The sequence below is a fragment of the Galbibacter sp. genome, from assembly GCF_048266365.1.
Taxonomy (GTDB): Bacteria; Bacteroidota; Bacteroidia; order Flavobacteriales; family Flavobacteriaceae; genus Galbibacter.
In genome coordinates, this window is sequence record NZ_JBLWZP010000004.1 from 367,946 (window position 1) to 382,431 (window position 14,486).

At 40.2% G+C, this 14,486-nt stretch carries 12 protein-coding genes; all 12 read left to right on the plus strand.

Features of this window, described 5'->3' with window-relative positions:
* The first annotated feature begins 104 nt into the window (after positions 1 to 104).
* The 12 genes from ACN0TV_RS08820 (at position 105) to ACN0TV_RS08875 (ending at position 14,387) form a co-directional block, all read left to right on the plus strand.
* On the plus strand, positions 105 to 977 hold the full coding sequence (locus tag ACN0TV_RS08820; RefSeq protein ID WP_417362142.1) for an AraC family transcriptional regulator: 873 nt from the start codon (positions 105 to 107) through the stop codon (positions 975 to 977).
* Positions 978 to 1,079: 102 nt separating this feature from the next.
* Entirely contained in the window at positions 1,080 to 2,375 is a 1,296-nt protein-coding gene (locus ACN0TV_RS08825; protein WP_417362144.1) for an L-fuconate dehydratase, read from the plus strand.
* A gap of 31 nt (positions 2,376 to 2,406) precedes the next feature.
* Positions 2,407 to 3,747: an alpha-L-fucosidase gene (locus ACN0TV_RS08830; RefSeq protein WP_417362146.1), complete on the plus strand. Its 1,341-nt coding sequence runs from the start codon at positions 2,407 to 2,409 to the stop codon at positions 3,745 to 3,747.
* Between the two features lie 39 nt (positions 3,748 to 3,786).
* Positions 3,787 to 4,566, plus strand: coding sequence for an SDR family NAD(P)-dependent oxidoreductase (locus tag ACN0TV_RS08835; protein WP_417362223.1), 780 nt, complete (start codon positions 3,787 to 3,789; stop codon positions 4,564 to 4,566).
* 47 nt (positions 4,567 to 4,613) lie between these two features.
* A complete protein-coding gene (locus ACN0TV_RS08840) occupies positions 4,614 to 5,468 on the plus strand; it encodes a fumarylacetoacetate hydrolase family protein (RefSeq protein ID WP_417362148.1) in 855 nt (284 codons plus the stop codon).
* An 8-nt stretch (positions 5,469 to 5,476) separates the two neighbouring features.
* A complete protein-coding gene (locus ACN0TV_RS08845) occupies positions 5,477 to 6,292 on the plus strand; it encodes an amidohydrolase family protein (protein WP_417362150.1) in 816 nt (271 codons plus the stop codon).
* 24 nt (positions 6,293 to 6,316) lie between these two features.
* The gene (locus ACN0TV_RS08850; protein WP_417362152.1) at positions 6,317 to 8,695 is read left to right on the plus strand and encodes a glycosyl hydrolase family 95 catalytic domain-containing protein; all 2,379 of its coding nucleotides are present in this window, start codon (positions 6,317 to 6,319) and stop codon (positions 8,693 to 8,695) included.
* 12 nt (positions 8,696 to 8,707) lie between these two features.
* Entirely contained in the window at positions 8,708 to 10,771 is a 2,064-nt protein-coding gene (locus ACN0TV_RS08855) for an alpha-L-fucosidase (RefSeq protein ID WP_417362154.1), read from the plus strand.
* A 4-nt stretch (positions 10,772 to 10,775) separates the two neighbouring features.
* Entirely contained in the window at positions 10,776 to 11,567 is a 792-nt protein-coding gene (locus ACN0TV_RS08860) for an SDR family oxidoreductase (protein WP_417362156.1), read from the plus strand.
* Positions 11,568 to 12,875, plus strand: coding sequence for an L-fucose:H+ symporter permease (fucP, locus tag ACN0TV_RS08865; protein ID WP_417362158.1), 1,308 nt, complete (start codon positions 11,568 to 11,570; stop codon positions 12,873 to 12,875).
* 13 nt (positions 12,876 to 12,888) lie between these two features.
* On the plus strand, positions 12,889 to 13,227 hold the full coding sequence (locus tag ACN0TV_RS08870; RefSeq protein WP_417362160.1) for an L-rhamnose mutarotase: 339 nt from the start codon (positions 12,889 to 12,891) through the stop codon (positions 13,225 to 13,227).
* A 2-nt stretch (positions 13,228 to 13,229) separates the two neighbouring features.
* The gene (locus tag ACN0TV_RS08875) at positions 13,230 to 14,387 is read left to right on the plus strand and encodes an alpha-hydroxy acid oxidase (RefSeq protein ID WP_417362162.1); all 1,158 of its coding nucleotides are present in this window, start codon (positions 13,230 to 13,232) and stop codon (positions 14,385 to 14,387) included.
* Positions 14,388 to 14,486 lie beyond the last annotated feature (99 nt).

Below are 14,486 nucleotides of genomic sequence, written 5' to 3' on the forward strand. Positions count from 1 at the left end.
ACTATTGACACTGTAGTAGCGCCTTGAAGGCTAGTGCTAATTTAGTTTCAGTCCCTCAGATAAATCTGAAAATTTTGTATCTTGGAGACCTCGAAATAGAATCCATGAAACTTCATTTTTTAGATCGAACAAACTCCCAGTTAAATTCATTTTCTATTACTAGAAATAGGCACCCTCATTTCTTAAAAGTATGGCATTATCACCCGGAGCTTGAACTTGTGATTATACTTCAAAGCACAGGGACGCGATTTATTGGTGATAGCATTGAGCGCTTCGAAAAAGGAGATGTTGTATTGATTGGTGCCAACCTTCCTCATATGTGGATGAATGATGAACTTTATTTTTCAAAGAATAGCGAATTGTATGCCGATGCGATTTCCATTCATTTTCGTCAGGATTTTTTAGGTGAAAGTTTTATAAATGCTTTTGAAATGAAACCGATAAAAGAGCTGATGCAAAGAGCTGCTTTGGGGATTTGTTTTAGCAAACTTGAGGAGCGTACCGTATCCCAATTCAAAAGCCTGGCTGAAGACACTGTCTTAACGCCGCTGGATAAGACCCTCACCCTGCTCAACGTACTAGGGCAACTCTCGAATCATTCGGACTATAAAATACTTTCAAGTGCAGGGTTTAAAAACTCTTTTGATAAGGTAGATAATGGAAACTTAAAGAAGATTTACGAATTCATATTTGAGAATTTTTCCCACCCTATCAGTGCTAAAGATGTGGCTGAGGTGGTGCACATGAATACGGCAGCATTTAGCCGCTTTTTTAAACGAATCCACAGAAAAACCTTCACCAGTTATCTCAATGAAATTCGAATAGGATATGCTTGTAAATTGTTAATTGAGAAGAAGCAAAAGGTCATTAGTATATGTTATGAATGTGGATTTAACAACATCTCTAATTTCAATAGACAATTTAAGCTTATCAAGGGAATGACACCTACTGAATTTGTGCATAAGCACATAACTTAGCTCCATAGGGCAAAAATAGTATCATATTTTGTGAATTCTTTGGTGGATATATCATGGAATTGCCAATACATTTGAAAAAAGCAATTTTAGCATTTCAAAGAAATGACAATAACAGATATTACAATTAAAGACGTTAGATTTCCAACCAGTAAGACATTGGATGGATCTGATGCCATGAATACTGACCCGGATTACTCTGCAGCCTATGTGATTTTAAAAACTGATCATCCAGATTTCGAAGGACATGGTCTGACCTTTACCATAGGAAGAGGGAATGAGTTATGTACCGCTGCCATTGCAAGTTTGTCACCTTTAATTAAGGGAAAGAAATTAGAAGAGTTTACTTCTGATATGGGGGCATTTTGGAAAATGATTACAGGAGATAGTCAATTGCGATGGTTGGGACCCGAGAAAGGCGTCATTCATTTGGCTACCGGAGCCATTGTCAATGCGGTTTGGGATCTCTATGCGAAGGTTCAAGGTAAACCACTATGGAAATTATTGGCCGATATGAGTCCTGAAGAATTGGTGCGTTGTATCGACTTCACCTATATTACTGATGTTATTACGCCTCAGCAAGCCATTGCGTTTTTGAAATCTAAGCAAGAGGGGAAACAACAACGTATTGATTATCTACTAGCTCATGGTTATCCCGCCTATACAACCTCTGCAGGTTGGTTAGGGTATTCGGATGAGAAAATGAGAAGGCTTTGCCGAGAAGCGAAGGTGGAAGGCTTTAAGCATATGAAAATTAAAGTCGGCTCCAATTTGCAGGACGATATTAGGCGGGCTGCAATTATTAGAGAAGAGATTGGAGAGGATTTAAAGTTAATGATGGATGCCAATCAGAAGTGGGATGTGGATCAGGCCATTGAGAATATGGAATCCCTAAAGAAATTTAATCCTTGGTGGATTGAAGAACCCACGAGTCCAGATGATATTTTAGGTCATGCTAAAATTTCAAAAGCAGTCGCTCCTATTAAAGTAGCCACTGGTGAGCATTGTCAAAATAGAGTTATCTTCAAACAACTCATGCAGGCAAATGCGATGCAGATTTGTCAAATCGACAGCTGTAGAGTGGGTGGGGTGAATGAGAATTTGGCCATTATGTTGATGGCCGCTAAATTTGGAATACCTGTATGTCCACACGCTGGAGGTGTCGGTCTTTGTGAGTATGTACAACACCTATCGATGATCGATTTTATAGCTATCAGCGGAAGTATGGAGGATAGGGTAATTGAATTTGTAGATCATTTGCACGAGCATTTTCTAGATCCTGTGCAGCTGAAAGATGGGGCTTATATGCCTCCTAAAATGCCTGGATATAGTATTACAATGAAACAGGAGTCACTTGAGAAATACAGCTTCCCTAATGGCGAAGTATGGATGAATTCTTAAACCACATACATTAACCTAAAAAACTAAATTTATGAAAACCATTAGCCTTTACATTTGCCTTTTAGGACTGTTATGTTCCACTATGGTGGCGCAAGAACGGTATGTACCGTCACAGGAAAATTTGGACGCTAGAGAATGGTTTGAAGATGCACGCTTTGGAATGTTTATTCACTGGGGTGTGTATAGTATTTTAGGAGACGGTGAATGGGTGATGAACAATCAAGACATCCCCGCGGATCGCTATCGTCTGCTACCTACATTCTTCAACCCAACAGCCTTTGATGCCGAAAAAATTGTCACCTTGGCCAAAGAAGCTGGTATGAAATACATCACCTTTACCTCAAAACATCATGACGGTTTGGCGATGTACGATTCTAAAGTGTCGGATTATACGGTGATTAAATCCACTCCTTATCAGAAAGATGTGTTGCGTATGTTAGAACAGGCCTGTAAGAAACATGGCATGAAGTTATTTGTCTATTATTCTCAATTGGATTGGAATCATCCTGATTTTTATCCAAGAGGATGGACAGGAAGGAAAACCGGTAGACCGGAATCTGGAGACTGGAATGCGTATTTGGCGTATCAAGATGCTCAAATTAAAGAATTGGCTGAAAACTATGATATCGCTGGATTTTGGTTTGATGGATGGTGGGATCAAGCACCTGGTAAGGAAGATTGGCATCGTGAAGTTGACTATAGAATCAGTGGGAATGATTGGCATTTGGAAAAAACCTACAGCATGATTCACGATATCAATTCGGCATTGTTGATTGGTAATAATCACCATGAGATGCCTTTTGAAGGGGAGGATTTTCAAATGTTTGAAAAAGATCTGCCTGGAAAAAATACTACGGGCTTCGGTGGAGCCGGCATTAGCCAATTACCACTAGAGAGCTGCCAGACTATGAATTCCTCTTGGGGTTTTAATTTACAAGATACCAAGGAGAAGTCTGAAAAAGAGTTGATACAGTTTATGGTACAGACCTTTGGAAATGGAGCTAACTTATTACTCAATGTTGGGCCCATGCCCAATGGTGAGATCCAAACACAGCATATAAATAATTTAAAGGCTATTGGGGATTGGATGGATATCTATGGTCAGACCATTTACGGAACACAAAAGGGACCCGTTAGCATTGAAGGTTCTATGACATCCACTCGGAAAGATAATAGCGTATACTTACATTTCTACCAACTTGATCAACAAAAAATCGAGCTAAATGGTCTTGATGCTAAAATAAAAGAGGTTATTCTCTTTAAGGATAAATCTAAGATCAAACACAAAAGATCAAACCAGGGAGTCGTGATTGAAATTCCAACCGAAAAGCAGGACTCAATAGTTACCGTGGTTGAGGTTGTTTTAAAATAAGAATGCCGAATGAATGAAGTAAAATTTGATAAGAATAAGATGTCAGTATTTAGTTTAGAAAATAAAACCGCAATTGTAACAGGCGGTGGTAGTGGAATAGGTAGGGCGATCGCAAAGACTTTTGCTCAAAATGGAGCCTATGTCTATATTTTGGAATTTAACCAAGACAATGCTACAGAGACTTTAAATGAAATCACCATCAATGGTGGTCAGGGAGATTGGCGCAAATGTGATGTGTCCAACCATAATGAAGTACAATCAGTGCTCGAAGAGATTGCATCAGTTCGTTCTGTGGATATTTTGATCAACAATGCTGGAATTGCTCATGTGGGTACCATAGAGCAAACCAGCGAAGAGGATCTGGATCGAATTTATAATGTGAATGTAAAAGGGGTATATAACTGTATTTATGGAATACTTCCACACTTTAAAAATAATAATGGTGGGGTGATTATCAACATGGCTTCCATTGCTTCGGCAGTGGGGATTTCTGATCGTTTTGCGTACTCGATGTCTAAGGGAGCAGTCTTAACGATGACTTATTCTGTGGCCAAGGACTTTTTATCTGATAACATACGTTGCAACTGTATATCGCCAGCAAGGGTTCATACACCTTTTGTCGATGGGTTTATATCAAAAAACTACCCGGGTAAAGAAAAAGAAATGTTTGAGAAGTTGTCAAAAACTCAGCCTATAGGTCGTATGGGAACTCCAGAAGAGGTTGCTAATTTGGCCTTGTATTTAGCTAGTGATGCAGCTTCGTTTATTACAGGGACTAATTTTCCCATAGATGGTGGGTTTATCAAATTAAACGGATAAACACTAGAACATAAACTATTTATTTTAAGCGTATAAAAAAATATATTATGAAATTAATTCGATTTGGAGCGGCAGGTCAAGAAAAACCTGGACTGCAATTGGAAAATGGTAAGCGCATCGATGTTAGCGCTTTTGGAGAAGATTATAATGAAAACTTTTTTGGGAATTCAGGAGTCAATCGTTTGCGTGAATGGTTAAAGGATAATCTTGATTCTTGCCCTGAGGTTTCAGAGCGAACTAGACTAGGATCGCCACTAGTACGTCCTTCAAAACTGATCTGCGTAGGGCTTAATTATGCAAAGCACGCCGCTGAGAGTGGTATGGAAACGCCTAAGGAGCCTGTATTGTTTTTTAAGGCAACTTCTGCCATAGTAGGTCCGTTTGATGATGTCGTCATTCCAAAAAATAGTGTGAAGACGGATTGGGAAGTGGAATTGGCAGTGGTTATTGGAAAGAAAGCCTCCTATGTTACCAAGGAAAATGCTTTGGATCACATTGCAGGGTATGTACTTCACAATGACTATAGCGAACGCGAATTTCAAATAGAGCGCGGTGGACAATGGGTCAAAGGAAAGAGTTGTGACACCTTTGCTCCCTTAGGTCCATTTGTGGCTACTGCAGATGAGATTAAGGATCCAAACAATTTGCAACTTTGGTTAAAACTAAACGGAGCACTCCTGCAAAATAGCAACACAGAAGATTTTGTATTTGATATACAGACCGTGGTGAGTTATATCAGTGAATTCATGACTTTACTTCCAGGTGATGTGATTTCTACAGGAACTCCTGCCGGGGTAGGGATGGGTCTAAATCCACAACGATACTTAAAACCCGGCGATGTGGTTGAATTGGGAATTGAAGGATTAGGAGTTTCAAAACAAACAGCAAAAGCATACCAATAAGTTAAACCATGTACATCGATAGCCACCAACATTTTTGGAATTATGACCCCAAGCGTGACGCTTGGATTACAGATCAAATGAGCGCCATACGAAGGGATTTTGGACCAAGGGACCTTGAAGGCTTGTTACAAAAAAACAAGATTGATGGTTGTGTGGCTGTTCAGTCCGACCAATCGGAAGACGAAACTCGTTTTTTATTATCCCTTGCTGACCAACACGATTTTATCAAAGGTGTTGTCGGATGGGTGGATCTGTTTGCCGACAACTTAGGGGAGCGCTTATCACATTTTTCATCATTTGATAAGTTCAAGGGAATACGGCATATTGTACAGGATGAGCCCTTAGGTTTTATGGATACTCCTGAGTTCCAGAATGGTATTCGAGTTTTGGGCGGCTTTGATAAAACCTATGACATTTTAATTAAGCCACCGCAGCTTATGGAGGCCATTACACTAGTGAATACCTTCCCAAATCAGAAATTTGTTCTTGACCATATTGCGAAGCCAAGAATATCTAAAGGTTTGGATTCCAAGTGGGCCAGTGAAATAAAGGAGCTTGCTCAACATCCAAATCTTTATTGTAAGGTGTCCGGAATGGTTACTGAAACGGATGAGTTTAAGTGGACAAAAGGTGATTTTACGGAATTTTTACAACTGATAACAGACGCCTTTGGGACTGATCGAATCATGTTCGGTTCGGATTGGCCGGTTTGTTTGTTAGCGGCAAGTTACAATGAAGTACATTCTATTATTACGGACTTTTATTCAGCTTCTGAGGTAGATAAGGTTATGGGTGAAAATGCGGTGCGGTTTTACAATTTATAAATGATAAACAGAAACATAAATAACATGGTAAGACATATATCCTTGGCTTTGTTGGCCTTGGGAATTATTGGCTGCAATCAACAACACATTGAGGCTACGACTGCCGCAGTAGATGAGCTGTGGTATGAGCAAGCTGCAGAAGATTGGATGCAAGCACTCCCTATTGGTAATGGACGATTAGGCGCCATGGTTTTTGGAAATCCTGATGTGGAACATCTACAACTCAATGAGGATTCCATGTGGCCGGGAGGTCCAACAACTATAGGGGACAGTAAGGGAACAGCGGAAGATTTGGCACAGCTGCGCGCTTTGATTGATCAGGGTAAGGTTCACCAAGCGGATAAATTTATAGTGGAGAAATTTTCTCACTTAGAAGTCACTAGATCACATCAAACGGCAGGAGATCTATTTATAGATTTCAAACGCGATGGTGTTATATCTGATTACTACCGAGGGCTTGATTTTGATAATGCTATGGCTACGGTGTCCTATAAAGTTGATGGAGCACAGTTTACAGAAAAAATTATAGCTTCTCAACCTGATGATGCCTTGATTATTCAGCTAGAGACTACCGCTGAAAAAGGGCTTGATTTTGATATCAAACTTTCTAGACCTTTAGACCAAGGCACGCCCACTGTTTCAGTAGAAGCGCTCCATAATGATCAGTTGATTATGAACGGGATGGTTACCCAACTTGGAGGAAAGGTTGAAAACAAAGCTGTGCCTATGAAACAAGGGGTCAAATTTCAAACCCGACTCAAAGCTATCGCTCAGGATGGAACTGTTCAAGCCGCAGATGGGTTTTTGGAATTAAGAGGGGTGAAAAAAGCAGTAATTTATCTGGTGACTAAGACCTCTTTTTACCATGATGATTACCAATCTAAAGCTGAGGAAAATTTAAATTCGGTTGCGTCAAAGGATTTTGAAGAGCTACTCGATGGTCATAGTACTGATTTTAGAAAATTTTATGACCGCGTACAATTTAGTCTTGGGGATGCTGCTTTGGATTCTCTGCCAACGGATAAACGATTGCAACGTTATAAAGACGGACAGGTGGATCTGGATTTACAAACGAAGCTTTTTGACTATGGACGGTATTTACTAATTTCCAGTTCTAGACCGGGTACAAACCCGGCTAATCTACAAGGAATTTGGAATAACCATATTGCAGCTCCTTGGAATGCGGATTATCATTTGAATATTAACTTGCAAATGAATTATTGGCCATCGATGGTGGCTAATCTAAGTGAATTGCAACAACCACTTTTTGATTTTGCAGATCGATTACTTCTTCGTGGTAAAAAGACTGCTGAACAGCAATATGGGATCCATAAGGGAGCAGTAATGCACCAAACCACTGACCTTTGGGCGCCAGCGGTTATGTTTGCCTCTCAACCCTATTGGGGTTCTTGGATTCACGGTGGCGGCTGGCTTGCTCAACACTATTGGGAGCAGTATCGATTCACCCAAGATGTCGAATTTTTAGAACAAAGGGCATACCCTTTTATGAAAGAAATTGCCTTGTTCTATATGGATTGGTTGCAAATGAATCCCGAGACACAACAGTGGGTTTCTTATCCAGAAACCTCGCCTGAAAATTCTTATTTTGCTGCCGATGGAAAACCAGCTGCAGTTTCCAAAGGAAATGCCATGGGGCATCAAATCATTGCAGAGGTTTTTGATAATGTAATATCGGCAGCTCAAGTTTTAAATATTGAAGATGATTTTGTGGCTGAGGTTAAAAATAAACGATCGCATCTAACTCCAGGAGTTGTCATTGGTGATGATGGACGGATACTAGAGTGGGACAAACCCTATGAAGAACCTGAAAAAGGGCACCGACATCTTTCGCACCTCTATGCTTTGCATCCTGGAGATGCCATTACTCCAGCAACACCAGAGGCGTTTAAGGCAGCAAAAAAAACCATAGACTATCGATTGGATCATGGAGGAGCAGGTACCGGTTGGAGTCGCGCTTGGATGATTAGTTTCAACGCACGTTTGTTTGACAATGTTTCAGCCGAAGAAAATATTAATAAGTTTTTTGAGATATCCATTGCGGATAACTTGTTTGATGAACATCCTCCTTTTCAAATTGATGGAAATTTCGGCTACACCGCCGGTGTAATTGAGTTGCTGCTTCAATCTCACGAAGGATTTCTAAGGATTCTTCCAAGCTTACCACAGAACTGGACAACTGGTTCAATTACTGGAATTAAAGCTAGAGGTGATATTGAAGTTGACTTAGATTGGGATCAAAATCAATTAACACAACTTACTCTAGAATCAGAAGTGACCAAGATTATTGAAGTCACCTATGCAGATATTAATAAGGAGCTTTCACTAGAGGCAGGTAAACCACTAGTGCTTGATGCTTCATTAAACCCTATTACTAACAACTAAACAGAATCGTATATGATCAAACAATATCTCTTTTTCGTTTCAATAGCTTTGTCTTTGATGAGCTGTGCTACAGACCCTCCTAAGCCCTTAGGTCCACTTCCTTCAGAGCGACAATTGGCCTGGCAGGAGCTCGAGTACTATGCTTTTTTCCATTTTAACATGAACACCTTCACTGATATGGAGTGGGGACTAGGAGGAGAGGATCCATCGCGATTTAACCCTACAGCTCTAGATGTGAATCAATGGGTGGAGACCGTAAAGAAAGCTGGAATGAAAGGAGTTATTATAACGGCTAAACACCATGATGGATTTTGCCTTTGGCCTACTAAAACAACAGAACATTCCATTAAAAACTCTCCTTATAAGGATGGTAAAGGGGATATTGTAAAAGAATTAGCAGAAGCCAGTAAAAAGCACGGACTCAAATTTGGAGTCTATTTATCTCCATGGGATCGCAATAGCGAATACTACGGTACCGATAAATACGTTGATATATTTCATGAGCAGCTTAGAGAATTGCTGACCAATTATGGACCTATCTTCGAGGTTTGGTTTGACGGCGCTAACGGCGGGACAGGATACTACGGGGGAGCGAACGAAATGCGTAAAATTGATAATAAGACCTATTATAAATGGGATAAGACCCAAGCCATAATTAGAGAACTGCAACCCGATGCTGTGATTTTTGGAGACAATGGCCCGGATATCCGTTGGGTTGGAAATGAACAAGGTTGGGCAAATGAAACCAATTGGAGTATCATGCGAAGAGATGAAATCTATCCAGGATGGCCGAGATATAAAGAACTCAGAGGAGGTCACGACGATGGCACACATTGGTTGCCTGCTGAATGTGATGTGTCTATCCGTCCGGGTTGGTACTATCATGCCTCAGAGGATCATCAGGTGAAGAGTTTGACGCAACTGTTGGATATCTATTATCACTCCATTGGACGTAACTCTAATTTATTATTGAATATTCCTGTAGATCGTAGAGGATTAATACATCCTAGAGATTCTATTCAACTCATGCGATTAAAGGAACAAATCGATAAGGACTTTGCTGAGGATCTAGCCTTAACTGCAGAGGCGGAAGTATCAAGTAGTAGAGGTAGAGGCTATGAAGCTTCAGTTATAAACGATGCAAAAGAGGAAAGTTATTGGGCTAGTGGAGAAGGTGTAGATACCGCCACAGTAATACTTAACTTTAAGCAGCCTATTGCTTTTAATAGAATTGCCTTAGAGGAATATATTAGATTGGGTCAACGCGTATCTGAATTTACTGTTGAAGCTGAGGTAGATGGGCAGTGGCAACTAATTGATGAGCAAACCACCATTGGAAATAAGAGAATTCTTAGATTTAATACGGTGAACTCTTCAAAAATCAGGGTACGTATAACGGCTTCCAAAGGAGAAATTTTACTGTCTAACATCAGCGTTTATAATGCACCTACCGTTTTGGTGGCGCCCGTGGTGGAAAGAGCTAAAGATGGCACGCTCACTCTTGAGATACCCGACACTACTGTTGAGGTATATTACACCTTAGATGGTACGGAACCAAGTTTGAGTTCCTCGAAGTATACCAAGCCCTTTTTAGTCGAAAAGCAAGCGATGTTGAAAATGTTTGCTTATAATCCAATGACTGAGCAACGCACTGGGATCACAGAAGAAAAATTAGAGATTTCTAAAAACAATTGGAGTATCGTTCAGGGGGATGAAAAAACAGGTCAAGTCATAGACGCCAATAGTAATAGTTTCTGGACTGCGACTGCAAGTGATCAAAACCAAGTGATTATTGATTTAGGAGGCGTAACAGATCTCAAAGGCTTTTCCTATACCCCGATGCAGGCACGATTCCCTCATGGGATTATAACAGATTATGAGTTTTCCATAAGTATGGACGCAAAGCAATGGGTAGTGATATCTAAAGGAGAGTTTGGAAACATTGTCAACAATAGAATCCGACAGGAGATTTATTTTAAGCCTTCTAAAGCGAGGTTCATAAAATTAAAAGCAACCAAAGTTGCGGGAGAAAAACCAAACGCGACATTTGGGGAAATAGGGATTTTACAAAACTAGGAGCATGGATTTAGAATTGAAGAATAAAGTAATTTTAATAACTGGGGGTGATAAAGGCATTGGACTTGGTATTAGTCAGGTTCTTGCCAAAGAAGGTGCCAAGGTTATCATCATTGGTCGAACGGAGAAAGACGTTGTAAAGGCTGTCGAGGATATTAGAAAAGAAGGAGGAGTCGTAGACTATGAAATAGCCGAACTGACAGATCCGAAAGCCTGTGAGCGTGTGGTCGCTTCCGTTATTGAGAAACACCAGAGTATCCACGGACTGGTGAATAATGCTGGGGTGAATGATGGCGTTTCACTTACTGGAGGTAGTTATGAAACATTCATAAACTCCATTAACAAGAATCTAACCCACTATTATATGATGGCACATCTGTGTTTGGATGAACTCAAAAAGAATCAGGGTGCCATTGTTAATATTAGTTCTAAGACGGCATCAACTGGCCAGGGTGGAACCTCTGGATACGCTGCCGCCAATGGTGGTCGTAATGCACTTACAAGAGAATGGGCTGTGGAGTTGTTGCCATATAAAATCAGAGTCAATGCCATTATAGTGGCCGAGAGTTTTACCCCTTTATACAAAAGATGGATTCAGAGCTTTCCAAATCCAGAAGAAAAACTCAAAGGAATCATTGAAAACATACCCTTAGAAAATAGAATGACCACCCCGGAAGAAATAGCAAATACCACTGCTTTTTTATTATCTTCGAAATCAAGTCATACCACTGGACAATTGCTTTATGTGGATGGTGGATACACCCACCTAGACCGTGCCATTAAACCAAATAACTAAATGAAAACTAAGCAGATCAAAATTGTAGACAAGAAAAACTTAAAGCCTTTTATTCTAATCACTTCGCTATTTGCGTTATGGGGATTTGCCAATTCGGTAACAGACCCAATGGTTCAAGCTTTTAAAAAGGTATTGGAATTATCAAATTCCGAGGCCGCTTGGGTACAGATGGCCTTCTATGGCGGTTATTTCTGTATGGCATTGCCTGCCGCTTTATTCGTTCGTAAATACTCCTATAAAACAGGAGTTCTAATAGGACTTACACTTTATGCCTTTGGAGCACTACTATTCTATCCAGCCGCCATTTCAGAACAATTTTGGTTTTTCTGTTTGGGACTTTATGTGCTGACCTTTGGTTTGGCCTTTTTAGAGACAACGGCTAACCCTTACATTTTAGCAATGGGAGATCCTTCCACGGCAACAAGACGACTTAATTTGGCTCAGGCCTTTAATCCAGTAGGATTGTTATTAGGTCTTTTAGTCGCACAGCAATTTGTTTTAGAAGAGTTACAATCTGATGATATTGCAGATTTTGGAGTGCTTTCCGAGGCCAAAAAAGCTTTGATTCGCACAACGGACTTGATGGCCATAAGAGATCCTTATGTGATTCTTGGATTGGTTATCCTAGCAGTCTTTTTTGTGATACTGCTCACTAAAATGCCTCAGGCTAGAGATGAAGGGGGAATTCCAAGCCTTAGACACACTATAAAAAGTTTATTCAGTAATAAAAAATACAGCTATGGAGTCCTAGCACAGGTGTTATACGTTGGTGCACAAATCATGTGTTGGACCTATATATACCAATATGCCGAAGCCTTTGGTATGTCAAGTGAAGATGCTGCCAATTACCAATTTGGTGCCTTTGTACTGTTTTTGGTTGGTAGGGCAATTGGAACTTGGGTTTTGAAATACATCACGGCCTCAAAAATGTTGATGTATTTCGCAACCATTGCCGTGGTATGTTGCCTTTCTACTATATTTTTAAAAGGAGTTCCTGGGCTTTATGCCTTGTTGATGGTCTCTTTTTTCATGTCTGTAATGTTTCCGACCATTTATGGAATTGCTCTGGATCGTTTATCGGAGGAAGAGTCCAAAATCGGTGCAGCTGGTTTAGTTATGGCTATTGTGGGTGGTGCATTAATGCCAAAACTACAAGGAATGATTATTGACCTTGGCGGTATTGGGGTAAATGACACGAAAATTTTAGGGGTGTCAGAAGTGAACTTCTCTTTTGTACTTCCGTTAATTTGTTTTGTCTTTATCGTATATTATGGAGCTTGGGTAAAGAAAAATTTTCAAAATATTTAAAAATCATGGAATAATGAAAGAATATGCATTTGCTTTAGACTTACAAAACAACCCGGAGAAGATCGTTTCTTACATTGTTCACCACAAAAACGTTTGGCCTATTGTAATCGAAAAGATTAAGGAGTCAGGGGTTATTGACATGAGAATATATCAGTTGGCAAACAGACTGTTTATGATCGTAAAAGTGAACGATGATTTTTCAATTGAAACCGATTCAATAGGTGATCCAACTCATCCAGAGGTACAGCGATGGGAAGAACTTATGTGGGAATACCAACAAGCTTTACCCTTTGCACACAAAGGGGAGAAGTGGCTACTTATGAATAACATATTTCAGTTGCATCAGCAATAATCATGGGAAAGAAAGAAATAAAATTTGATGGACGTTATCCTAGTGTAGACGACTTAAGAAATCGCGCTATAAAAAAAATCCCAAAATTCGCTTTTGAATATTTGGATGGCGGTTGTAACAATGATGTCAATCTAGTTAAAAACACAAAGGAAATTAGAGATATAGAGTTAATTCCTTCTTATTTAGATCAACATTCAGGCGCAGCTATGAAAACTGAATTGTTCGGACATACCTATGATGCACCTTTTGGGATAGCCCCTGTTGGTCTTCAGGGATTGATGTGGCCCAACGCCCCAGAGATCCTTGCAAAGTCGGCATTTGAACACAACATTCCTTTTATACTCAGTACAGTGACTACCAGTAGTATTGAACGAATTGCCCGTATAACAGAGGGGAATGCGTGGTTTCAGTTGTATTATCCAGCGAAAGAGGAAGTTCGTATGGATATTTTGGATCGTGCATGGGAAGCCGGTTATCGCGTTCTTGTCATCCTTTGTGATGTTCCCACCTTTGGATTTCGTCCAAGGGATATCCGAAATGGATTGGCAATGCCTCCCAAGATGTCATTGAATAACATCCTACAAATACTACAGCGTCCGGAGTGGGCTATGAAAACCTTGAAACACGGTCAGCCTAATTTTGAAACCCTGAGACCCTATATGCCTAAAAACCTAGATTTAACACAATTAGGCAAATTTATGGACGACACTTTCTCTGGAAGGTTGACCCAAGAGCGTATTAAACCCATCCGCGACAAATGGAAGGGGAAATTAGTGCTAAAAGGGGTGTCCAATGAAAGGGACGCTGAGAGCGCAATAAAATTAGGATTGGACGGTCTTATCGTCTCTAATCACGGAGGGCGACAACTGGATGCTGGAGAGTCTACAGTGATGCCTATGAAGCGCATTGCTAAACAATATGGAGATCAAATTAAGGTAATGATGGATAGTGGGCTCAGAGAGGGACCGGATATTGCAAGATGCATGGCAAGTGGAGCAGAGTTTACCTTTCTAGGTCGTAGTTTTATGTATGGGGTGGCCGCACTCGGAACAAAAGGTGGAGATCATACCATTTCATTACTCAAGGTGCAACTACAACAAATCATGGATCAATTATGCTGTGCTACAACTGCTGATTTTAAAAAGCATTTGAAGGTTTAATTCTTCTATTTTCCACATCAAAAGATTAATTTTTGGAGTGTATACATGGCGGATATGACACTTTATATTGTCGTGTATACCCCACAGTTTTAGGTCAAA

Bases quoted from the DNA above. Each gene is read 5' to 3' on its own strand.
- ACN0TV_RS08860 (WP_417362156.1), top strand. From the start codon at position 10,776: ATGGATTTAGAATTGAAGAATAAAGTAATTTTAATAACTGGGGGTGAT.
- ACN0TV_RS08875 (WP_417362162.1), top strand. From the start codon at position 13,230: ATGGGAAAGAAAGAAATAAAATTTGATGGACGTTATCCTAGTGTAGAC.
- ACN0TV_RS08830 (WP_417362146.1), top strand. From the start codon at position 2,407: ATGAAAACCATTAGCCTTTACATTTGCCTTTTAGGACTGTTATGTTCC.
- ACN0TV_RS08835 (WP_417362223.1), top strand. From the start codon at position 3,787: ATGTCAGTATTTAGTTTAGAAAATAAAACCGCAATTGTAACAGGCGGT.
- ACN0TV_RS08845 (WP_417362150.1), top strand. From the start codon at position 5,477: ATGTACATCGATAGCCACCAACATTTTTGGAATTATGACCCCAAGCGT.
- ACN0TV_RS08820 (WP_417362142.1), top strand. From the start codon at position 105: ATGAAACTTCATTTTTTAGATCGAACAAACTCCCAGTTAAATTCATTT.
- ACN0TV_RS08850 (WP_417362152.1), top strand. From the start codon at position 6,317: ATGGTAAGACATATATCCTTGGCTTTGTTGGCCTTGGGAATTATTGGC.
- ACN0TV_RS08840 (WP_417362148.1), top strand. From the start codon at position 4,614: ATGAAATTAATTCGATTTGGAGCGGCAGGTCAAGAAAAACCTGGACTG.
- ACN0TV_RS08825 (WP_417362144.1), top strand. From the start codon at position 1,080: ATGACAATAACAGATATTACAATTAAAGACGTTAGATTTCCAACCAGT.
- ACN0TV_RS08870 (WP_417362160.1), top strand. From the start codon at position 12,889: ATGAAAGAATATGCATTTGCTTTAGACTTACAAAACAACCCGGAGAAG.
- fucP (WP_417362158.1), top strand. From the start codon at position 11,568: ATGAAAACTAAGCAGATCAAAATTGTAGACAAGAAAAACTTAAAGCCT.
- ACN0TV_RS08855 (WP_417362154.1), top strand. From the start codon at position 8,708: ATGATCAAACAATATCTCTTTTTCGTTTCAATAGCTTTGTCTTTGATG.